This window comes from Haladaptatus sp. HS23 (assembly GCF_056892285.1).
This window is the reverse complement of sequence record NZ_JBXGLH010000013.1, coordinates 68,470-89,885: the sequence shown is the minus strand read 5'-3', so window position 1 is coordinate 89,885 and position 21,416 is coordinate 68,470. Positions and strand designations below refer to the sequence as shown.

General features: G+C 52.2%; 18 protein-coding genes and 2 pseudogenes. 12 read left to right on the top strand and 8 right to left on the bottom strand.

Annotated elements, in window-relative coordinates; translation table 11 throughout:
* The first annotated feature begins 69 nt into the window (after positions 1–69).
* The 3 genes and pseudogenes from AC1XDK_RS25275 to AC1XDK_RS25265 form a co-directional block, all read left to right on the top strand.
* Entirely contained in the window at positions 70–2,100 is a 2,031-nt protein-coding gene (locus AC1XDK_RS25275) for a primary-amine oxidase (protein ID WP_483352788.1), read from the top strand.
* 482 nt (positions 2,101–2,582) lie between these two features.
* Entirely contained in the window at positions 2,583–4,001 is a 1,419-nt protein-coding gene (locus tag AC1XDK_RS25270; protein ID WP_483352787.1) for an APC family permease, read from the top strand.
* Between the two features lie 187 nt (positions 4,002–4,188).
* Positions 4,189–4,335 (top strand): annotated as a pseudogene (locus AC1XDK_RS25265) (DUF8008 family protein); the annotation flags it as partial.
* A 388-nt stretch (positions 4,336–4,723) separates the two neighbouring features.
* Here AC1XDK_RS25265 and AC1XDK_RS25260 read toward each other — a convergent pair.
* A pseudogene (locus AC1XDK_RS25260) lies at positions 4,724–4,925 on the bottom strand (PIN domain nuclease); the annotation flags it as partial.
* Positions 4,926–5,088: 163 nt separating this feature from the next.
* On the bottom strand, positions 5,089–5,829 hold the full coding sequence (locus AC1XDK_RS25255) for a helix-turn-helix domain-containing protein (protein ID WP_483352786.1): 741 nt from the start codon (positions 5,827–5,829) through the stop codon (positions 5,089–5,091).
* 116 nt (positions 5,830–5,945) lie between these two features.
* On the opposite strand from AC1XDK_RS25255, the gene AC1XDK_RS25250 reads away from it, so the two are divergent.
* Positions 5,946–7,481 (top strand): aldehyde dehydrogenase family protein, encoded by a 1,536-nt coding sequence (locus AC1XDK_RS25250; RefSeq protein WP_483352785.1) that lies wholly within the window; start codon positions 5,946–5,948, stop codon positions 7,479–7,481.
* 714 nt (positions 7,482–8,195) lie between these two features.
* Complete coding sequence (locus AC1XDK_RS25245; protein WP_483352784.1) at positions 8,196–9,473, top strand: RNA-guided endonuclease InsQ/TnpB family protein; 1,278 nt, start codon at positions 8,196–8,198, stop codon at positions 9,471–9,473.
* Between the two features lie 45 nt (positions 9,474–9,518).
* Here the strand turns inward: AC1XDK_RS25245 and AC1XDK_RS25240 are convergent, their stop codons facing one another.
* Together AC1XDK_RS25240 and AC1XDK_RS25235 are read right to left on the bottom strand one after the other, a co-directional pair.
* Positions 9,519–9,863: a DUF8026 family protein gene (locus AC1XDK_RS25240; protein ID WP_483352783.1), complete on the bottom strand. Its 345-nt coding sequence runs from the start codon at positions 9,861–9,863 to the stop codon at positions 9,519–9,521.
* Complete coding sequence (locus AC1XDK_RS25235; RefSeq protein WP_483352782.1) at positions 9,838–11,307, bottom strand: sodium-dependent transporter; 1,470 nt, start codon at positions 11,305–11,307, stop codon at positions 9,838–9,840. The genes AC1XDK_RS25240 and AC1XDK_RS25235 overlap by 26 nt, the downstream gene beginning before the upstream one ends.
* Positions 11,308–11,702: 395 nt before the next feature.
* Between AC1XDK_RS25235 and AC1XDK_RS25230 the strand changes: the two genes are divergently transcribed.
* A complete protein-coding gene (locus AC1XDK_RS25230) occupies positions 11,703–12,542 on the top strand; it encodes a proline dehydrogenase family protein (protein WP_483352781.1) in 840 nt (279 codons plus the stop codon).
* A gap of 48 nt (positions 12,543–12,590) precedes the next feature.
* Here the strand turns inward: AC1XDK_RS25230 and AC1XDK_RS25225 are convergent, their stop codons facing one another.
* Positions 12,591–13,628, bottom strand: a complete 1,038-nt coding sequence (locus AC1XDK_RS25225; protein ID WP_483352780.1) for a proline racemase family protein — start codon at positions 13,626–13,628, stop codon at positions 12,591–12,593.
* Between the two features lie 186 nt (positions 13,629–13,814).
* On the opposite strand from AC1XDK_RS25225, the gene AC1XDK_RS25220 reads away from it, so the two are divergent.
* The 6 genes from AC1XDK_RS25220 (at position 13,815) to AC1XDK_RS25195 (ending at position 17,477) form a co-directional block, all read left to right on the top strand.
* Positions 13,815–14,546 (top strand): helix-turn-helix domain-containing protein, encoded by a 732-nt coding sequence (locus AC1XDK_RS25220; protein WP_483352779.1) that lies wholly within the window; start codon positions 13,815–13,817, stop codon positions 14,544–14,546.
* Positions 14,547–14,728: 182 nt separating this feature from the next.
* Complete coding sequence (locus AC1XDK_RS25215; protein ID WP_483352778.1) at positions 14,729–14,872, top strand: hypothetical protein; 144 nt, start codon at positions 14,729–14,731, stop codon at positions 14,870–14,872.
* A complete protein-coding gene (locus AC1XDK_RS25210; protein WP_483352777.1) occupies positions 14,865–15,725 on the top strand; it encodes a DUF8008 family protein in 861 nt (286 codons plus the stop codon). Before AC1XDK_RS25215 ends, AC1XDK_RS25210 begins: the two co-directional genes overlap by 8 nt.
* Before the next feature lie 300 nt (positions 15,726–16,025).
* Positions 16,026–16,277, top strand: coding sequence for a hypothetical protein (locus AC1XDK_RS25205; protein ID WP_483352776.1), 252 nt, complete (start codon positions 16,026–16,028; stop codon positions 16,275–16,277).
* On the top strand, positions 16,274–16,753 hold the full coding sequence (locus tag AC1XDK_RS25200) for a PIN domain-containing protein (RefSeq protein ID WP_483352775.1): 480 nt from the start codon (positions 16,274–16,276) through the stop codon (positions 16,751–16,753). The genes AC1XDK_RS25205 and AC1XDK_RS25200 overlap by 4 nt, the downstream gene beginning before the upstream one ends.
* Before the next feature lie 337 nt (positions 16,754–17,090).
* Positions 17,091–17,477 (top strand): DoxX family protein, encoded by a 387-nt coding sequence (locus AC1XDK_RS25195; protein ID WP_483352774.1) that lies wholly within the window; start codon positions 17,091–17,093, stop codon positions 17,475–17,477.
* A 152-nt stretch (positions 17,478–17,629) separates the two neighbouring features.
* Here the strand turns inward: AC1XDK_RS25195 and AC1XDK_RS25190 are convergent, their stop codons facing one another.
* The 3 genes from AC1XDK_RS25190 to AC1XDK_RS25180 all read right to left on the bottom strand — a co-directional run bounded on the left by AC1XDK_RS25190 (position 17,630) and on the right by AC1XDK_RS25180 (position 21,351).
* A complete protein-coding gene (locus tag AC1XDK_RS25190; protein ID WP_483352773.1) occupies positions 17,630–18,529 on the bottom strand; it encodes an FRG domain-containing protein in 900 nt (299 codons plus the stop codon).
* Positions 18,530–18,709: 180 nt separating this feature from the next.
* Positions 18,710–20,548, bottom strand: coding sequence for an L-aspartate oxidase (locus AC1XDK_RS25185; RefSeq protein ID WP_483352772.1), 1,839 nt, complete (start codon positions 20,546–20,548; stop codon positions 18,710–18,712).
* A gap of 116 nt (positions 20,549–20,664) precedes the next feature.
* On the bottom strand, positions 20,665–21,351 hold the full coding sequence (locus AC1XDK_RS25180; RefSeq protein WP_483352771.1) for a helix-turn-helix domain-containing protein: 687 nt from the start codon (positions 21,349–21,351) through the stop codon (positions 20,665–20,667).
* Positions 21,352–21,416 lie beyond the last annotated feature (65 nt).

Genomic DNA, 21,416 nt, shown 5'->3' with positions numbered 1-21,416 from the left:
TTTATCGATGCTTCAATGTATCCTTCTAATGGCCGAAAATATTTGTACCAAGGCCCGAATGAAAGTGGTATGGTAAATGATAACGTGATCTCTGTCGACCACCCGCTTGACCCACTGACCCACGAAGAGATCGAAAGTGCGTACGAAATTCTTACTGATGAATACGATATTAGAGAAGGGAGTCTGTGCATCAAAATAGAACTTAAGGAGCCAACAAAAAACTCCCTTCGTGAATACGATACTAGTGATGTATGGCCTGACCGACAAGCCCGAATAGTTGTTCGTGTCAGTGCCGAGCGGAAAACGATCGAAGCCATTGTCTCGCTCTCAAAACAGACAGTAGTATCGTGGGAACACATTGAGGAGGTTCAGCCCTCAATTGCTATTGAAGAATTCATTGCTTGCGAAGAAGCCGTAAAGGCGGATGAGGCGTGGAAACAGGCATTAAGACAACGCGGTGTTGAAAACACAGATCGTGGGATGGTTGACCCGTGGTCAGCTGGTTATGAGTTTATACCTGAAGATGTTGACCGGTCGAAACGGCTTGCTCACGGTCTGACGTATCTTCGCCCGAGCGAAGATAGCGGGGATGAAGGATACGCGAAACCGGTATCAGGCCTTCATACATTCGTAGATCTTGATCGTATGGAGGTTCTGAAGGTTGTCGACTATGGCCCACCGGATGAAAATGATCCATTCCCTCCCGAAGAAATGGTCTATCGAGAAGAAGACGTCGATCTTCGGGACGATTTGACGGCTTACAATGTTGACCAACCTGATGGGCCAAGCTGGAGCGTTGACGGCCGTAAACTCGAATGGCAAGGCTGGCAAATGCGCGTTGGCTGGACCCAACGTGAAGGTCTCGTCCTCTATAATATCGGATATGAGGATGATGGAGAAGTTCGTTCTATTATCGACCGAGCGTCATGTGCCGAGATGTCTGTTCCTTACGGCGAGCAAAGCATCAACGATCGATTCAAAGATGCGATGGACATTGGCGAGTATAACATTGGCCGGCTTGCAAAATCGTTGACGAATGGATGTGACTGTCTCGGCCACATGCACTACTGGGATGCGACGATGAATATGGCCGACGGATCTGTGAATGTGGTAGAGAACGCTGTTTGCCTACACGAGGAGGATAATGGTACCCTTTGGGAAAGATCTGACTGGCGTACCGAATCGGAGGAGGTTCGACGACGACGACGGCTTGTCGTCTCTTTCGTTGCAGCAGTCGGAAACTATGACTATATTTTCAACTGGTATTTCTATCAAGACGCCTCAATGGAAGTAGAAGTTCGACTGACTGGAATTGATAATGTTTCCGCGGTCGGCCCTGACGATGACCCGGCAGGGTATGGTGAACTTGTAGCTCCACAACTCAATGCACCCATTCACCAGCATTTCTTTAATTTCCGACTGGATATGAATATCGACGATGGCCCCAACTCTCTGTTTCGGGTCGAAAACCAGCTAATCCCAACTGGTCCGGATGGTATAGATCCATTGAGTGACGTAGATGAACGAAAGCACAATCCCGGTGGGAACGCCTATTATGCAAAACGTGAAAAACTCACAACCGAGGAGGAAGCTAAAGACCTCATCGACCCACTCAAAGGTCGATATTGGCAGGTTGTCAATCCCAAACGCACAAATCGTCTCGGTAAGTCGACTGGCTATCGACTGCTTCCTGGAAACAATGTCAAAGCTGCTGCTCAACCCGATTCAAGTGTGATGAAACGCTCCGGATTTATCAAGTATCACTTGTGGGCGACACCTTTCCGTGAAGATGAGCGGTTCCCCGCGGGTGACTTCCCGAATCAACATCCCGGTGGAGCCGGACTCCAGGCATGGACTAGAGAAGATCGGAATATTGAGGAGGAAGATCTTGTACTTTGGTATTCGCTCGGTGTAAATCACGTTACCCGCCCGGAGGACTGGCCCATCCTTCCGGTACAGGTCTATAGCTTCAAACTTCAGCCAGTGAACTTCTTCGAGCGGAGTCCAGCAATGGATGTTCCACCTCAACACGCCATCGACAATCAAAACGTCCCTGATCACAGTAACTGCAAAATGCCCTCTGAGACAGACGATGCGTAGATAGACCATCCCTGCAATGATTCGGTTCGCCACATCACTCTGAATACAAAGAGATCGATGACTTTGTTTGAATAGTCGTGGCTATCTACTTCGGCGATGGAGAACCCAATCGTTTAGGTCACATGTGTTATTTTGAGGGACCGATGGAATCGTTATTCACTGTGCTGCTCCCAGTGGATGAACTACGATCAGTGGGCTTCGAATACTTTACATTATAGACCTACGACGTTTGTCAGAAGATTTGATCTCGATTTTATTTTACTTTATCTCAATGTGTGCTAGATAAGTCAATATCGAAATCCTAACTGGGGTGTATTACGAGTTTAGTTTTCCAATTCTCTCTGTGATTATATTCATCGATAAATGAAAGGATTCATTAGAGATCTCATACTCTTTCTAGCAATGGTTATGGATATAATTATAATCTTGATAATACAGTAATTATTTATAATTCTATTTCGAAAGGAGAGGTGTGGTACCAGATGGCAAATCAGGAACAAGGAGATACGGAACTAGAAAGAAGCATTGGCTGGAAAGGGGTCACAGCATCGGCTATTGGACTAGTAGTCGCTAGCACAACGTTTGCAGGGAACTTTAACGGATTCGGCGCTGCTGGACCGGGGTATTTCCTGGCGCTTCTAATCGGTTTTACAGTCAACGTTCTAGTCATGTTTGCCTATTTTGAACTCGCAACAATGTTCCCAAAGGCGGGTCAAATATTCGAATTCACAAAGCGCTCATTTATCAATAAGCGTACGGCAATTGTACTTGGGGTTGGAACGGCGCTGGCATACTGGATAGCACTAGCCTTTGCAACATCTGGAGAGTTCATCACTGGTGCAAGTGCGATGGCCCAGTCGACCGGTTTTGGCTCGGTGGTATTGTGGATTCTCATCATTAATTTAATTGCAATCGGCTTGAATATCGCTGGACTTCGACTGGCGGTTGCCATTGAAATAATTCTCGTCATCATCATGGTTGGCGTTCGCGTCCTCTTGGGAATTGGCGCACTTGCGGGCCTAAGCCAAGCTGGTCCTCCGGATCTCTCACTGTATACTACGAACTTCGCACCAGGAGGATTCTCGGCTATTGCGTCTGTGACCGCACTTGCAGTGTTCTCATTTGTAGGACTTGAGTTCTCAACTCCGCTTGTAGAAGAGATCGTTGAACCTGGGGAGAATCTGCCAAAGGGTGGCGTAATTGGGGTTATTGCAGTTCTCTTTATGACTATAGTGATGGGGTTTGGAGTAATGGCAGTACTAAATCCACTCAACCAACCCCAAATCTATACGGGTAATGCTCCGCAGATCAAGATTGCAGGTATCCTCTTTGGGACATCGGGCGAAATTGTCGTCGGCATTGCAAGTTTTGCAGCGACGCTTGGAACAGTAATCGTCCTGTACGCAGCAATTCCACGTATCATCTACGCTATGGCTCGTGAAGGTCTTCTCCCCTCTTTTTTAGCTAAAGTCCATCCACGATCCAAGGCACCCTGGGCAGCAATTATCGTTACTGCAATTCTCTTTAATATCCCTCGGCTATTCTCCGGAAACGTTGTTACGTTGGTAAACGCCTCTGTTGCGGTCTGGCTTCTCGCCTACCTTTGGGTGTTCGCATTAGCAATAAAACTCCGATATACCCATCCAGAGCTAAATCGGCCGTTTAGTATGAACATCGGTGTATACATTATTGGTGTCGGACTTATCCTACTCGTGCTCTGGCAGGCGTATAAAGGATCATATCAATTAATCATCATTGGCTTACTCTTGTTCGCGTTAAGTATCTTGTTTTCCGTGATCTGGACGAGTTTCATGGAGGAAACCGATCTCGACACGATCGAAACATTGACTGATGCCAGGGTATCCCCTTCGACTACCAACCAAGATCATTCCGAAGACTGACTCCTCTTGTTACTTTACTGAACTTCAAGATCGTGGTCTCATTTTTCTCACCTCGAAAATTATCCAAAGAAAGAGGATACAAAGGTTTGCGTCCAGAAGGGAGAGGTGCCGACGATGTGCGAGTACCACGGTACGTTCAGCAACTCGTTGACCATGTCCAGTCGCTCACTGACCACGTAATCGGGTCGGGAAGATCAAACGGAAGCGATCGAAGGATGGGTTGCACTATCAAGAGACCCGGCTTGTCTTGAAAGCAGATGTCGAGCTCCCAGGCGAGGTCATGGAAGAGAACACAACCGATACTCCGACCACAAACGCGGTTGCCGGAGAGTAGCGTAGTCGGGACGAAAACACCCCCGAGAGGGACACAAATCTAACACGAAACCCCATACAAACGCGGTTGTGGACGCCCCGAATTGACACAGTTCGGGACAGACGTGGTACGGCTACTTGTGAGTACGGCAGTTGTATCGGCGGCTATCGGCTCAAAGCCAGCGGGAGGGGGAGAGGTTGTACCGGCCACCGCGTCTGTGGTCGGAAACACGTGATCAAATCAATCGACAATGTAGCACAAGTACCTGTGCACCGTCGTATAACGCGGGAATTACATTTCTAGAGGCGAGTTCTTTGTCTTCCATCCTGGGAGTGACTGGTAAGAAATGAAATTCGTTTGCGTTAGTATCCAATACTAATAAACGGTAAATCGAGGACCAACTATAGAATCAGTCGTCCATTTTTGACGGAGCAAGCGGTACCCGATCAAGACCAAATGGAATCGTAATCCAGTTCGGTCGAGAATACCTGCTCGCCCTTCGTCGCTACAAGACCAGCGTGGAGAGCATCGAACGGGGTCATATGATACTCGTCAATGTACGTTGCTGGCGCGAGAATAGCATCATCGTGAATCTCTGTGATAGGGACGAGTATAGGAGAAGACGACTACGTACCACCGCGTGGAATCCGCTTCCGAGAAGTGGAGCAAGTCTATGTTAGTAGCTAATACTAACTAATAATGAATCTCAGATAGAGCAAGAAAGACGAGTAGTTGTAGCTGACGGTATGAATACACTCACCTAGCCGTTTTCGGTCAAGGATCAAGCAGTTTCGCTTCGGCCTTGCGGAGATGTTCGAGGAACGTCGTCTTTGAGAGACCGTACTTCTTCGCGAGTTTGCGCGTAGAAATACCCCGAGGCCATTCATAGTATCCTTCGTTACGTGTAAACTGGAACACTTCACGCTGGGTCGGAGTAAGCGTATCAAGCCTGCGCTGACGTTCTTCCCCTCCGTTTGACGGGTCGGCACTGGCGATACTCTCAACGGTTACCTCAGCAGGGCCCTCTGCGCGAACCTTATCGAGTTGCGGTGTAATCTCATCACGTTCACCTGCAAAGACGACCTGCCAGGTCTCACGACCGTTCTCAATACGAACTGGCGCGCTGTGAACAAAGCCGTGCTTCAGTAATATTGGACAGATCATATCACCGGGATTGTACTCCAAGAAGAATTCTCTGACGACGTTGCCTGGTGCTGGGGAACCACACTGGCCGAACCGAGTCTGTAACTCTTGTACTGAACCGGAATGCGAAGAATTCTCGATGGTTGCAAGCAGTTTCTCAACCTCGCTGGTCGTCTCACCGAACACACTGAACAGTCCGTTGACTGCAAAAGAGGTCTCGGTTGTTGGTGTGTTGTAAATCGCGTGTGCGAGGACACCTGCGCCGTCGACTTGTTCGGTGGCACCAATGGCCCAGCAATTTGGATGCCAAAGATTGAGAGTAAGCCGCGTTCCTGCTGGGCCCGGTTTCTGCTCTGTGCTACTCTGTTGCATACATCTTCCTCTGTTCGTTCCTCTATTAATAACTCTCACCCGACCATGGTCGGGCTACCTGTACAATTCCCATGGTCGGGTGCCCCTATTACTTGGCACAGGACAGCACGTCTGCTGTGAACAGACAAACAAACCGACCGTATCAGCACTATGTAGATGGAGAGTGGACAGAGGGCTCGAGTGAGTCCACGTTTGAAAGTAAAAATCCAGCAACAGGAGAGACACTTGGGACGTTCTATCAAGGTACCGAATCCGACGTGAATCGTGCACTGTCAGCGGCCGACGAGGCGAAGGAGTTCTGGAGTGGCCTCTCGTACATTGATCGAGCAGAGTACCTCTGGGAGATCTACCACGAGTTGCGAGATCGAACCAACGAACTGGGCGAGATCGTCACGAAGGAGTGTGGCAAGGAGATATCCGAAGGGAAAGCCGACGTCATCGAGGCTTACCACATGGTTGAGTGGGCAGCTGGTATGGCTCGGCACCCCCATGGAGACATTGTTCCCTCTGAGGTAGGGAGTAAAGACGCTTCCATGCGACGGAAACCCCGAGGCATCGTCGGGTGTATCACCCCGTGGAACTTCCCGGTCGCCATCCCGTTCTGGCACATGGCCGTCGCGCTGGTTGAGGGCAACACGGTCGTCTGGAAGCCGGCGGAGCAGACACCGTGGTGTGGGCAGATAATCGCCGAGATGTTCGAAGAGGCGGGCATCCCTGACGGTGTCTTCAACATGATCCAAGGCTTTGGCGACGCGGGGAACACCATCGTCGAGGACCAGCGCGTCGATACCGTGTTGTTTACTGGTAGCGCCGAAGTCGGCCACGAGATCGCCTCGAAGGTCGGCGGCGAGCCCGGCAAACTTGCAGCTTGCGAGATGGGTGGGAAGAATAACATTGTCGTCACGGAGAATGCCGATCTCAATATTGCCGTCCACTCGGCGGTGATGTCTTCGTTCAAGACAACAGGCCAGCGTTGTGTCTCTTCCGAACGCCTCGTCGTCCACGAAGGCGTCTACGACGAGTTCAAAGAGCGCTTCGTCGAAACCGCGAAGGAAATCGCCGTGGGCAACCCGCTCGACGAGAGCACCTTCATGGGGCCGCTAATCGAGAGCGAGCATAAGGAGAAGGTCACAGAGTATAATGAACTCGCAAAGCAAGAAGGTGTGAACGTGCTCGTCGATCGAACGGAACTCGATGTAGACGAAATTCCTGATGACCATGAAAACGGACACTGGATCGGACCCTTCGTCTATGAAGCCACTCCTACCGATGAACTCCGGTGTATTCAAGAGGAAGTGTTTGGTCCGCACGTCGCACTCCTCCAATATTCAGGTGATATCGACCGTGCAGTCGAGATCCAGAATGACACCGACTACGGACTAGCTGGTGCAATCATCTCGGAAGATTATCGAGAGATCAACTACTATCGCGACAACGCGGAAGTCGGACTCGCATACGGAAACCTCCCCTGCATTGGTGCGGAAGTTCAGCTCCCATTCGGTGGTGTTAAAAAATCCGGTAACGGCTACCCGTCCGCCCGTGAAGTCATTGAGGCCGTTACCGAGCGCACTGCGTGGACGCTCAACAATTCCAAAGAGATACAGATGGCACAGGGGTTATCCGCAGATATCAAGACCCAAAACAGCTCCTAATCGTTAGACAACGGACGTTTCTCTGTTATTTGTTCTCACGGGAGATGAGATGAATGCGATGCAGTTGCGAAGTACAGAAAGCGATATTCTCTCACTGGTCGAGACGCTCGACAGTCAAAATCTTTGTGTTGCGTCAATCAGTTGAATCTTTATCTGTCTCAAGGGTTTGGTATTCGCGATAGCCCTTCTGAGAAAGACGATACGTCCCACAACTATCTGTAGTGATGAGGCCGTGATGAAAGAGACATTCACAGCACCTTTCGACTTGCAAGGGATGGGCGACAGACTGTCCAACAATATCGCTAACGTGCAACGAACCATGTTGATATAGGAGTCTGAGTACATTTCTTTCCAGTAGTTCCATTTTGTGATAGTTAGTCTGCCCCCTGTGGGTAGACCCAGTTACATTTGATACACCGTTCGATACCATCGATATCGTGAGTCGGTGCCTGACAGGCCGGACAGTTTTGGTTGGATGTCACTGTACTCATAGCCTTGCAGTAGAGTCTATAATATCCCCACCCGACCATAGAAGGAACCACTTACATCAAATCTTACGGAGATTTGAGGAGAAAGCCCCGTCCTTGAGGCGGGGATGAATCCGACAAAGTACCCAGAAACTGCCGCCGATAGCAGGGCCGGATATTCCACCGATTGTTTCACTTTCACCCCACACTACGCAGGTATAAGTATTTGTATTGACATAGGTTACGTATGGCGAAACAGGTCGTTACGCGAACCTATCGCGCCCGTATCTGCAACTACTCGCAGGTACGCAACGACCTCGATTCGCTCGGATTCGCCGCCAGCAAGCTCTGGAACGTTGGCCGATGGACAGCCCAACGAGTCTGGGACGCCTGCGGCCAGATTCCCGACGCTAACGCGCTTATGGCCTACCTCAAGAACCACGAACGCTACGCCGACCTCCATTCTCAGTCGAGTCAACGAGTTCTTCAAGAACTCGGTGAGGCGTTCACCAGTTGGCACGGAAAGCGCCGAAACGGGGACGAGAACGCGAATCCGCCCGGCTACCGCAAACACAACGACGACCACCCACGGTCAACAATCACGTTCAAAGCCGCGGGCTTCAAGCACGACAGGCACAACAACCGAGTCCGTCTCTCGAAAGGCAAGAACCTCAAAGAGGAGTGGTCGGACTTCGTTCTGTGCGAGTACGACGCTATCGGCCCGTCAGGCCGAACCATCGAGAACGTTCAGCAGGTTCGGGCAGTGTACGAACACGGCATCTGGCGGTTGCATTTCGTCTGTCGCGTCTCGATTGACGAAGCCGAATCGCCCGGTGACGGCGTGGCAGGCATCGATCTTGGTATCTGCAACCTCGCCACCGTCTCGTACGGCGATGAGTCCGTGTTGTATCCCGGTGGGGCGCTCAAAGCGGACGAATACTACTTCGCTAATAAGCGCGCCGAGACGGACGATTCAGCGTCACGCGAAGCCCGCCGTCTCGACACCAAGCGCACCGACCGCCGGACTCACTTCTTGCACACGCTCTCGAAGGACATCGTATCTGAGTGTATCAAAAGAGGTGTCGGGACGATTGTTGTTGGTGACCTCGGCGGTATCCGCGAGGACGAGAACGGCGACGCTCGCAATTGGGGTAAACACGGCAATCTCGACTTGCATGGATGGGCGTTCGACCGTTTCACGTCGATGCTTGACTACAAGGCCGAAGAACGCGGTATTGCAGTCATCACGAAGTCCGAGCGCAATACGTCGAAAACGTGTTCAACGTGTGGTCGGTCTGCCGACCGCCAGCGCGTCCAGCGAGGCTTGTACGTCTGTGAGTGTGGATTGGTCGCGAACGCCGACAGTAATGGTGCGGAGAATATCAGGCAAAAAGTACTCCCGAATCTCGCCTGTGATGGGGGAGATAGGGATAACGGCTGGTTGGCACAGCCAGCGGTGCGCTTGTTCGATTGTAGCGAGGGCCGGTTCGCCCCGCGAGAACAAGTCGTTAACCGCGAACCGTAATATCCCAAATCGGGGGAATCCTCGCGCTTTAGCGCGGGGAGGATGTCAAAGCTTTTCCAGCCCGTCGATCTCACTCTGGTTCCAGTCGTAGAATGTCGTATCGATTCGCTTGAGTGTCTCGACGCATTCGTTGTACCGCGAACGGGCCTCCGACGCGTGTTTGTTCCCGGGATTCGCTTGTATCCACTCGCGAAGCTCCGCCATCGAACGAGGGGAATAAGTGTCGATTTCGCCCTGTTTGTCCAGCAGTTCGAGTTTCTCATCCTCGTCACGCAGAGAGCGAATGAGCGCCCACGTGGCTGTTCCCCAGAGAACGACGATTGTGCCGAGCATGACGATCCAAGTAGTCATCGAGAGTGCCATCTCAGTCACCTCCTCTCGCTGTGGCATCCGGCGTTTCTCTCGTTTCTCCACGGCCGCGAAGTGCACCCATGATAATGACGGATCCGACGAGAAGGGCAGCCATCAGCACGAGACCGCCCGCCGTCTGGACGAGCGATGTGGCGATGTTCGTCACGACGTAATAGGCCATGATACCCGCCATCACCGCCGGAATGACGAACTTGATGATGCCGACCCACCACCGACCGACGTGGATGTCGGAGTTACGATTGAGCGCGACGACGCGCATCGGTTCGGCTTCGAGTTTCCACCCGACGGTCAGGACGATGAGCAAGGTCGCGAGCGGCAGTCCCCAGTTCCCGAACATGAAGTCCATCACGCCGAGGAACTCGGCGGAGTAGGCGCTGGGAAGGCTGAGCAGCCAGATGATCCCGATGACGGCGAGCACGGCATTCCGACGGCTCAGTCGGGTCTCCTCGGTGACTGTCGTCACGGCCACCTCGGTAATAGCGAGTCCCGATGAGAACGTCGCGAACAGGAAGCCGACGAAGAACAGGATGGCCCAAATCGCACCACCGGCCATCTGTGGAAACACGTTGGGGAGCGCGACAAACGCTAGCTGGGAACCGGCACTCGGTTCCAGGCCGAACGCGAACACCGCCGGAAAGGTGGCGAAGATGGCGAGCAGACCGATGCTCGTGTTGCCGATGGCGGTGAACACGCCACCACCAAGGGGCACGTCGTCGTTCTTGCTGAGGTAACTCCCGAAGGTGAGTGCAATCCCCCAGCCCAGACCGGTCGAGAACAGCGCCTGTCCGAGCGCGGCGATCCACGTAGAGGGCTTCACGAGGTACTCCCATTTCGGGGTGAACGCAAATGCGAGTCCATCCATTGCACCGGGAAGCGTGAGTCCCTTGATTCCCACCGCGATGAGCGCGAGGACGAGGAACGGAATCATCCATTTGACGACGCGCTCGATGCCGTCCTTGATACCGAACAGGAGCACGCCACCTGTCGCCGCTATCGCGATGGTGTCCATTCCGACGGTGAGCATCGGCGACCCGGAGAACGACGACCAGAACGCCCCCGACGCGAAGCCCTCTTGTGAAAAGGTCAGGAGAAGCGAGTTAGCCGCGTAGTACATCGTCCACCCGATGATGGGCGCGTAGTAGGACATTAGGGCGATATTCACGATGACGACGACCAACCCGAGTCCTTCCGCCCGACCTTCGCCGAAGGCGGATTTGAACGCCCCGATGACGCCGCGGTTCGTGTACGACCCGAACACCGTCTCGGCCATCAGGCCGGGAACGGCGATGAGGAACAGGAGGATGGTGTACACCACGAGGAACGCACCACCCCCATTCTCGCCGGTCGTGAACGGCATTCGCCATATGTTTCCCGCGCCGACCATAGCGCCGAGCATCGCCATGAGAAAGCCGAATCGGCTTCCCCACTGTTCTCGTACTGTTCTGGAGTCTGTGTTAGACATTATCAGTCCATGTAAACACCGGTAAAGAGGTATAATATAAAAACAGGCGACCATGGTCGGCATACATTGAATGTGAAACCGTGTAGATGATTTGGCACGGAATAGGGGATGAGGCAGGCAAACCACCATATGGTTGTTAAGAAAATCCCACCCACAACGAGAAAATTGGAAGTGATCCGTTTCGTCCGCTCAAATCGCGATGCGTCAGGACGTGATGGGAAAGTGCCGTCTCCAGAACATCACTATCATCAATATATGATGCATCTTGGCATCCAGTGATTAAGAAACTTCGAAGACATTGATCTGCTAGCTCGTTTATTCCATTTTTAGACCTAGAGAATGTTTTGGTAGGGTTTGAGATTATAGGGGGAGGTTCCGTAGCAAAATAAGGAACAATGATCCCACCGATAGCGAACAGATTCGTCGCAGGTGAATCACCACCAATAGCGATCGACCATGCAGCACAAAACGAAAACGACGATATTAGCACAATCCTCAACCTGCTCGGAGAGCACCACGACAATCCTGAGGAAGCGATTGCAGATACGAACGCATACTGTTCACTCGTCGATGAGATCGCGATCTCGGGTGTGAATGCTTGTGTGTCGGTTAAACCGTCACAGATCGGCTTGGAAATCTCCGCCGAAGAGTTCGAGTCAAACCTCGGCCGAATTATCGACTATGCAGCCGAGCACGAAGTGTTCGTCTGGGTCGACATGGAGAATTACAAGACGACAGATGTGACTATAGACGCTTATGAGAAATTTGCTCACGAATATAATGGAGGCGTTGGTATCTGCCTCCAAGCAAATCTCAAGCGAACCCGTGACGATCTTAACCGTCTCGCTACCGTCCCGGGAAAGATTCGGCTCGTCAAGGGAGCGTATGACGAACCGAAGTCGATTGCGTACAAGGATAAATCTCGCGTCGACGAAGCGTACCGGACGTTGCTCAAAGATGCGTTTAAGCACCGCGAGGGTGGTATCGCAGTTGGAAGTCACGATCCTGCGATGATCGAATACGCTCGCGGACTCTACGAGAACTACGGAACACCGTATGAGATACAAATGCTCATGGGTGTACGTGAGGATGCTCAACAGAATCTCGCGAATGAAGGAATTGACGTCTATCAGTACGTGCCCTTCGGATCGCGATGGCTACTGTACTTTTATCGACGCGTTCGTGAGCGAAAGGAGAATCTGCTCTTTGCCGCTCGAGCAGTGGTTCAAGGCTAGTGGAAACCGCGAGGTCGATCAGCAGACGTCGAATTATTGATCCTGAGGCTATTGGCGCATTTGAAACCCGTCAAGTTCATCGTCCGGGGTTCGCAGAAACATATGCTTCCCAGTGATAGAAGCTCTTCCACTGACAGCGGGGTGAATCACCGTGCCTTCGTCACCTTGTTCGACATTCTTGATTGTACCAGTGAAGACTCCCCCAATGATACCCTCATACTGATAGGGTTCTCCTTCTGAAAGTGTTCCTTCGTCGTGGAGAAGAGTGATCTTCGCGCACGTTCCCGTACCACAGGGTGATCGATCAACCGATCCATTTGCAAACACGACGGCGTTGCGGTCCACATCCGGCCGCTGTTCATAAAACTCAACCAAAGAAACCGAGGTAGTGGATAGTCTATTTTCTGATAGAATTTCCTTAGTGTTAAGTGCTTGTTTTAGAGTAGACCCGTATTCGCGGATCATTTCAAGATCAGCACGGTCAACTCCGAATTCGAACTGGGCTGCATCAACTAACGCGACAACGTTCCCCGAATAGACGAGATCCACGTCAACAGATCCAACGTTTGGGAGATCAATTGTAATTGATCCGAGTACGTGCGATGGGACATTGTCGATCTGAACCGACTGGACTCGGTTATCGATAACTGTTGGTTCAGCCGTTACGATGCCGGAGGGTGTTTCGATTTTGTATTCAGTCTGCTCCGGTAATTGCCCGGTTTCGATCAATGCCGTTACTGCGCCAATCGTTCCGTGGCCACACATATCGAGGTATCCTTGATTATCAAAGAAGAATAAGCCAAAATCGGAATACTCCCCGGTATTGAACACTGGAACGGCACCAAACATGTTAGAGTGTCCACGAGGTTCCTGAACCAAAAATCTCCGGAGCCAATCGTACTCCTCTCTGAATGCGTTGCGACTCGCCTCTACATCTGATTCCACCAGAACAGAGACGTCGAAACCGCTGGTGAGTATTCTCGTCGGTTCACCTGCCGTATGAGTGTCGATAGTTTCAACAAGGAGGTCTGTTTCCATCTCTACCACTAATAACGTGGCATTCTCTATGATGCAATTGGCTTCCATGAACGGGTTAAAGCTAACACTTCTCTATTCCTCTTATGTGATCACTGTAGCCTGGGATTACAGCGATCGCCAGTAAGTATTGGCCCCAAAATCTGATCGAAAAGCATCTAATTTGCTATCATCGTTGGTTTGAAGCCTCCCATGGTAGGGGGCTTTATTAGTATGTAGTGATTCCGTACATGTGGTATGGCAATAGTTGGCAATGGATTTCAAGAAAAAGAGGCAACACGGATGACGCTTGAAATCGAGCATCCCGATTGCTGGACACTTATTGCAACCAAGCAGACCGATTGTGGGCTTATCGCCCATACCGTGTATAACTCGCCAGGCGACGCTGTTAAAGGACATTTTACTGCGTACGCAGATAATACGGAAGAAATCGAGAGACTGGTTGAGATCGCGCGTGACCTTGATCTCACTGAATCCGTCGTCGTGATGAAAAAACGGCATGATTTCACCAGCCAGCGCTCGAGTCTCGGAAATACAACACGCGAGCTGTTCGTCAAGTATGATCCACAGAATAGCATGAGTGACGCCTTACTCTCTATGGGGTTCATGCATGATGCCCCTGTCAGGGTTTACGATGGAAAGGAATACTGGCCGGTCTTCGTGACCGCTGACCGTAAATCAGTCAGACGACGTCTCGATTTCCTTCGTGAGGAAAAATCGGCTGAGATCACAGTGACGAAAATCATGTCGGAACCGGAATTCGGAGCTAATGGGACGGCCGACTCGGTACGACTGTCAAAGCGACAACGCGAGGTTTTCCTGCTCGCCAAGGACATGGGTTACTATTCGTGGCCGCGAGAAACGACAACCCGAGAAATGGCCGATGAATTGGAGGTTACAAAAACAACACTACTCGAACACCTCCGGAAGGCTGAGTCCAAACTGCTTGGCGCAACGAATGTCCAGTGACGAATGACTGCGTTCGCATCACCACGACCGAGTTGCCACGGACGATTTGCACTGTCAAAGAGACGAACGCACCGACACGCTGTGCACCACACATTGTTCTGACAGCTCCACCGATCACCACGACGGCACAAGACGAACTACAGTATCCCACCTTCCACTGCACCAGTCAGCCCAATTCTGCCATGACTGTTCTCGAGTACACTCACACCGCCACTGACACGACGACCGGTAGTATCGGTTCGCTCACTACCATCGCCCACCTCCTACGCCTCTCCACGCCAGCAGAGGACACTGCGGCCAGAGTGGAGGTGCCTGCCAATGAGTGAGACCACCACGTCCGGAGCGTCCACGCTCGAAAATGTCTCGATCAGCGACCTCGCCAAGCACGTCCAATCGCTCACTGACCGTGTTGATGACCTCGAAGCAGAAGTGGCCGAGAAAGAGGAGCGAATCGATGAGCTCGAACAACGAGTCGATGCCAGAGAAGACAAGGCAGCCAAAGCGAAAGCCCACAGAAAGGCACTTGCCCGCAAAACGCAGTCCGCTGGCGAACGCATCGACGAGTTGCAAGCCCGCGAGTTCGAGAAAGGTGCCCACTTGCTCGCCGACAACGTTGACAAAGAGCGGATCACTGTCGATGGCAACAAACTCGAACGCATTACAAAAGACGATGGCAACACCCACTTCCGACTCCCCGGTGAGGAAGACTCCCTCGGTCGCGGTGGTGCCGTTGCTCACTCAACAGCGGATCTCCTCCCGATTCAGCGACTTTCCCGGTATGACGACAAGATGCTCGCCTCCGTCACGAATCGCAAACCCGACGAACTCGCAAGTAAGGCGTGGCGCGAACATGACGATACTGGTCGCTATTCACTCTGGTCGACGGGCAGTGGAGAGATCCGAGCCTACCTTGATGCGTCAGAGCTGGCTGATTGGATTCGCCTGAAAGAGTCTGGTGTGAGCAAGAAGTACAGTCAGGAACTTGCCCGGCGGACGATAGATGCAATGCATGAACTCTCGAATGGCCGTCTCGGGAAGATCAAACGCCAGCGATCCAAAGACGGATTGAGCTACCAGGAGACTCGTCTTGTCCTTAAAGCCGATGTGGAACTGCCCGGTGAGGTCACGAACAACGACACGGACGGTAATCCGACCACAGACGAGGTTGCCGGAGAGTAACGTGGTCGGGACAAAATAACACCCGAGAGGGATACGAATCTATCACGAACACCACCACGAACGCGGTCGTGGACGTCCCGAATTGACACAGTTCGGGACAGACGCCGTACGGCTACTCGTAAGTACGGTAATTGTATCGGCATCTATCGGCATCTATCGGCTACAAGCCAGCGGGAGGGGGAAAGGTAGTACCGGCCACCGCGTCTGTGGTCGGAAATACGTGATTGGATCTATCGAGTTAATTCGCGTCGAACCACGACTGACGTTGATGCTTAAGTGATGCGACGCATATCTTCTACTATGGCAGCTGAAATCTCCGATCGTGTCCGTGAAATCGCCGAGGCACGAGGAGTTCCTGAGTCGGAGGTTTTCGAGCAAGCCCTTGAACTCGGAATCGCAGACCTCTGGGAGAACGTCGTCCTCGGGAAGTACATCGACGGTGAGCTATCTCGCGAGGAGGCGATTGAACTAGTTGGATTCGAAAAAGTCCAGCGAGCCGATCGCGAAGCAGCAGTCGTTGAAGAGGATGTCGACTGGGGTCTGAACACGTGACAATTGTTGCGGTCGCGGATACTGGCCCACTTATACACCTTGCAGAAATCGACGCACTCGACTTGCTGATGGCAATCGACGAGCTACTGATTCCAGAAACAGTGTATGTAGAACTCGAAGAAGGTGGGATCCCACCTGAGTTTTCAGATCTTGAGTGGGAACGGGTCGAGGTTGCACAACCAGTCGAGAGCGCTGCTGAACTAGACGCAGGTGAGCGAGCGGCGCTAGCAGTAGTCCTCGAACGAGACAATGTCGTCTTTCTCACCGACGACCTGGCAGCACGAGAATTCGCTCAGGAACAGAATATCGAAGTCCATGGTTCGATTGGCGTGGTTGCACTTGCGTATCATCGCGATGTAGTATCAAACGATGATGCAGCATTGCTCATGCGGAGGCTTCAAACGGAAACGAGTCTCTTCATCACCGACGCGATCGTCGAACGTGGGATCAAACTGCTACAGTCGAATTCCGGCTAAGCCGCGAATACAAGCCGCCAACTCTTCGAAACGGTCCAGCGTTCGGAACAGAACACCGAATTCGTCACCATCCGCGAGAAACAGGCCAAGAACAATACCTCGATGTGCTTGAGCACGCGATCGATGGCTACTCGCGTGGCCTTATGCAAACGCTCCGCCGATCCTCGGAATAGCGCGTCTCGTATGCCGCGAAACCGACGAACAGGACCGTAAGTGAAGCGAGTCCAATGAGAGCAGGCGTCTATAGCGCAATTGAAAACTCACTACGCGTCAGAATTTTCTATGCTATTTATTGACACAGGGATCGATAGCCGTTCTACGCGGTGGTGAAAATCTAATGGGTAGTTCAAAGACTGACCTCTCGGTTGCGAACCTTGGGCGCACATTATTCGGTGGGGTACTTGCGTACATGGCGCTCGATAACTTCCGAGACATGAAGGGGAGTATTGCATACGCTGAATCGATGAACGTCCCAGAAGCCGAGAAGCTTGTGCCGTTTTCAAGTGGGATGCTACTATTCGGTGCACTTGGCATCGCATTGGGTCGATTCAGACAGCTATCGCCAGGGGCAGTCATAACGTGGTTTATCGCGGTTACGCCACAGATGCACGACTTCTGGAATATGGAAGGAGATCAACGCGATCAACAGAGGATTCATTTCCTTAAGAATCTCGTTATACTCGGTGCAGCACTATTCTTCCTCGGGAGCAATTCCGACGACTAACTTCCGAGTTGTTTTGGTACTTTGTTACTCATTCAGACCTCCCAAACGAAAAGGAATCCGTGTATCACCGATGCAATCGTGGAAGACGGGAGCAAATTATGGCAGTTAAATTCCGATCACACTACAAATTCAGAAGTATTTCCGAAAGTTGGCTATGGATTGTTTGTCTTGGTCGGTTTATAATACTCAGTTAGCCACATTGCTAACCCATCCAGACCAGGAAAGAGCGTCCGATCGTTAATATTTGCACGATCAAGTTTGTCACGGAATTCTTGTTTTCGCTCGGCAGGGATTATGATTCTCCTGAAGAATTCTGGATGGGTTTCGAGCCATTCATCCATCGGTTGCCACGGATCAGTTGGAAACCATCCCGCGAGAACTCCGGACTGATTCGCTATTCGTTGGTCGATTGGTGGCGGCTCGAAAAACCAAACGTATGGCTCGGAATGGTTATCAGTCATCTCCATATACAGCTCGAAAAGTTCGAAGAGATCCAGCGACCCCGCTCGGATGCGATCGTTGCTTTTACTCTCGCGAGATTCCTGAAGAAGTTGGTTAGTCCCGGATTCAGCGAGGTCAACATCGAACATCTCGGTGTCTGCCTGCTCGAGCACTGTTCGGTAGACATTCGGAATTAGTTCGTGAGCTGCTGCGTAATCGACGACGAGTATTTCACCGTCCACATCGCGAGCACCGCCGGTCGCGAAGAACGTTGCTACCATCGGTGAATACGTCCAGTCGAGTAACTGTGTCGGCAGCCCGTGGTGCTGCGCGAGTGACCAAAGATGGTAGAAGGATTCTGGCTCATCGATGTACTGTTGGGCATATTTGTTGAAGTTGCGCAGAAGCCGGAGTTCGAGATCCCACTGACCAGAGTCACCCACAAACCGCTGGAGCGACGTCGTGAGTGTGTACTCCCGGTCCGAGTGACCGCGGAAAACGTTTGACGAGCGATGACGATCGATATCTTCGTTCCACGAATCTCGGTACAGGAGTCGTTGGAGTGTTTTCCAATCCTCGGCTCGTTCGACTGTCACACCTTCTTGAGCCATGGTACTGAGACGGTCGCTATCAGGTTATACTAGAGGGAGTTCCCGACTTCGTTGTGGATAATCTTTCCACCTAATGCCTGCAGTATCTGAATCCGGCCGTATTCTCTTCCAAGCGGTTACCGCCATCAACCCCATACGGCAACGGCTGTTGATTTCTACAACAACGAACGGAGTCTGATGCTACTCGAGTTGATGATAGTCCAATTCGTAACCCTCGTCGAGCGCTTGACGGACCGGATCTGAAGGCTTTCCCGGAGTCGTCGTGTCGATCATCATACCTTCCTCGGTCTGTCTATAGGTAATGTTCTTACACCAAGCCTCGCTTTGCTCCGGATGATCCGACCGGAAGTGAGCACCGCGCGATTCGGTGCGCTCACGGGCACCTCTGAGAACCAGCTCGGCAACAGTCAGAGAGAACCTGAGGTCGATTGCGTACTCAAACGAACGGCTGGTCCGTCCGCCGATCATAAGGTCGTTCGCCCTCTCGCTCAGTGCTTCGAGGCACTCGAAACCTTTGGTCGTGTTTTCCTCGGTCCGGATGATGCCCGCAGTCTCTTCCAAGACATCACCGAGCGCCTGAAGAACCTCTTGGGGATCCTCTCTCCCTTTGCCGCTGAGTGATTCGAGGACTCGGAAGTGTTTGCCGGCTACGCGTTGCTGTGACTCTGGCAGTGTCGGGGTACCAATGTACGATTCACTCGCAAGGTGATTGCCTACGACCTTTCCCAGCACAACGGTTTCCGCGAGCGAGTTGCCTCCAAGACGGTTCGCTCCATGGATCCCCGCAATGGTCTCACCGACAGCATAAAGATTCTCGATGGAGGTCGCTCCAGTCTCGAAGTCGACTTCGACTCCACCCATCGAGTAGTGAGCTGTTGGAGCGACTTCTACTGGTGCTTCTGCCATGTCGACGTCTAGCTCTGCAAAGCGTGTGTACATCCGGGGCAGCCGTTCCTGGAGAAACTCCCGGTCTTTGTGGGAGATATCGAGGTAGACACCACCATTTTCGGTGCCTCTGCCTTCGCGGATTTCCTGAGCGATCGCTCGAGCCACCACGTCGCGAGCGTCGAGTTCCATCTGTTCGGGCGAGTATTTTTCCATGAACCGCTCACCCTCGGCATTGAATAGCCGCCCGCCCTCACCACGAACGGCTTCGGTGACGAGCCGACCGTCCCAGTCTTCGCCGTAGCGATCTCCGATCATACCGGTTGGATGGAACTGGACGAATTCGATATCCATCAAGCGCGCGCCGGCATCGTACGCGAGCGCTGCGCCGTCGCCGTTGTTCTCGTCGGTGCGCGAAGAGTGGCGGTTGTAGAGCCCCGAGTAGCCACCTGCTGCGAGCACGACCGCATGCGCCTCGAAGCGGAGAAAGTGACCGTCGTCCATGTCGTAGCCGACGGCACCATAGACGCGCTCACCATCCGAGAGGAGCCTCGTGATCATCACGTTCTCCCGATACGGGATTTCCAACACTTGGGCTTTCGAAACCAACGTCTCAAGCATGGCTTTGCCAGTCCGGTCGCCGACGAAACACGTCCGACGGAACGACTGGGCGCCGAAATACCGCTGTTCGATCTCCCCGCTCTCAGTTCGGTTGAACGGCATTCCCCACTTTTCGAGTTCTCGGATATGATCGGGCATCGCGTTCGTGACCGTCTCTACGCCGTCTGGGTCGTTGATGAAATGACCTTCTTTCAGCGTATCCGCGGCGTGTATCCGCCAATCATCTTCGGGATCACGGTTCCCGAGGGCAGCATTGATTCCGCCGGCAGCCAACGTCGTGTGAGCATCGCCATGGTCGCGCTTTCCGACTACTAGCGGTACCACATCGTGCTTGGCCAATTCGATGGCAGTCCTGGCACCCGCTGCTCCAGCTCCGATAATCAATACCGGAGTAGAGACGCGTTCGTAGTCGAGAGCAGGGCTTGTCTGTGAGCGATCTTCACTCGGTTGATGGTTCAGAACAATTGAATCCGAGGGGTGGGACGAACTCAACTGTTGGTCGGTAGATTCCATTCTTATCTGTTAGTAGATGATGTAGAATGATGAGGTAGTTACCTCACTATGACGGGCCCATTCTGAGATCAACATCAGCCGACGTAAGTCGAATTCAACGGTGATTTGTCTCAAGATCACTGGAACTCGATCCCGGTAAGGAGTTCACGTTCCGCCTTGCGGAGGTGTTCGATAAACGTAGTTCGTGAAACCCCAAACTCATCTGCAAGCTCTTGTCCGGTAATCCCTCGTGGATATTCGTAGTACCCACGCGCTCGTGCTAGTTGAAAGGCTTCTCGCTGCCGAGGTGACAGTCCGTCGCTTGGGAGGTCTTGTAGCCCACTTGGAGTATGAGTAGTGGTGAATCGTTCAATATTGAGATCAGCGTCGTAAGATTCCTCGATATCTTCAAGTGATTGATATACCGTGTTTCGGTTGGAGATCGTGAGAAGAGATCGGCGCTCTCGACCCTCTTCATGCTGTGACGGACCATAGTGCATGAATCCTCGGTCGGTGAAGGCATCCCGCATACCAGGAACTGGATCAAATTCAACTAAAATATCCTGCGTGATAGGGCCGAAGGCTCTAGAATCAGGGGAAGTCGACGGCGATAAAACAATCACGTCCTTGGTCAGATCCGTTTCGTCGATGGCTTCGATGAGTTGCTCCACAGCGTCCCGTGAGTCGCCATACGCACGATACAGCCTAAATCGGTCAGTAAATTCACCGTTCTGTAGTGTCATCTCATATCCCAGTAAACCTGCATCGACCCCTTTCGTGGCATGAAGGGTCCAGCAGTCTGGATGCCAGATATCAACAGTCACAGATATGAGCTCTGTACCAGCCGACTTCATATGATGATTATCGAGTCATAGAAACTAACTCTTAT

What these genes read in the sequence shown, in the direction of transcription:
- AC1XDK_RS25275 (WP_483352788.1), top strand. Translation starts at nt 70, where the DNA reads ATGGTAAATGATAACGTGATCTCTGTCGACCACCCGCTTGACCCACTG.
- AC1XDK_RS25270 (WP_483352787.1), top strand. Translation starts at nt 2,583, where the DNA reads ATGGCAAATCAGGAACAAGGAGATACGGAACTAGAAAGAAGCATTGGC.
- AC1XDK_RS25255 (WP_483352786.1), bottom strand. Translation starts at nt 5,829, where the DNA reads ATGCAACAGAGTAGCACAGAGCAGAAACCGGGCCCAGCAGGAACGCGG.
- AC1XDK_RS25245 (WP_483352784.1), top strand. Translation starts at nt 8,196, where the DNA reads ATGGCGAAACAGGTCGTTACGCGAACCTATCGCGCCCGTATCTGCAAC.
- AC1XDK_RS25240 (WP_483352783.1), bottom strand. Translation starts at nt 9,863, where the DNA reads ATGCCACAGCGAGAGGAGGTGACTGAGATGGCACTCTCGATGACTACT.
- AC1XDK_RS25235 (WP_483352782.1), bottom strand. Translation starts at nt 11,307, where the DNA reads ATGTCTAACACAGACTCCAGAACAGTACGAGAACAGTGGGGAAGCCGA.
- AC1XDK_RS25230 (WP_483352781.1), top strand. Translation starts at nt 11,703, where the DNA reads ATGATCCCACCGATAGCGAACAGATTCGTCGCAGGTGAATCACCACCA.
- AC1XDK_RS25225 (WP_483352780.1), bottom strand. Translation starts at nt 13,628, where the DNA reads ATGGAAGCCAATTGCATCATAGAGAATGCCACGTTATTAGTGGTAGAG.
- AC1XDK_RS25220 (WP_483352779.1), top strand. Translation starts at nt 13,815, where the DNA reads ATGGCAATAGTTGGCAATGGATTTCAAGAAAAAGAGGCAACACGGATG.
- AC1XDK_RS25215 (WP_483352778.1), top strand. Translation starts at nt 14,729, where the DNA reads ATGACTGTTCTCGAGTACACTCACACCGCCACTGACACGACGACCGGT.
- AC1XDK_RS25210 (WP_483352777.1), top strand. Translation starts at nt 14,865, where the DNA reads ATGAGTGAGACCACCACGTCCGGAGCGTCCACGCTCGAAAATGTCTCG.
- AC1XDK_RS25205 (WP_483352776.1), top strand. Translation starts at nt 16,026, where the DNA reads ATGGCAGCTGAAATCTCCGATCGTGTCCGTGAAATCGCCGAGGCACGA.
- AC1XDK_RS25195 (WP_483352774.1), top strand. Translation starts at nt 17,091, where the DNA reads ATGGGTAGTTCAAAGACTGACCTCTCGGTTGCGAACCTTGGGCGCACA.
- AC1XDK_RS25190 (WP_483352773.1), bottom strand. Translation starts at nt 18,529, where the DNA reads ATGGCTCAAGAAGGTGTGACAGTCGAACGAGCCGAGGATTGGAAAACA.
- AC1XDK_RS25185 (WP_483352772.1), bottom strand. Translation starts at nt 20,548, where the DNA reads ATGGAATCTACCGACCAACAGTTGAGTTCGTCCCACCCCTCGGATTCA.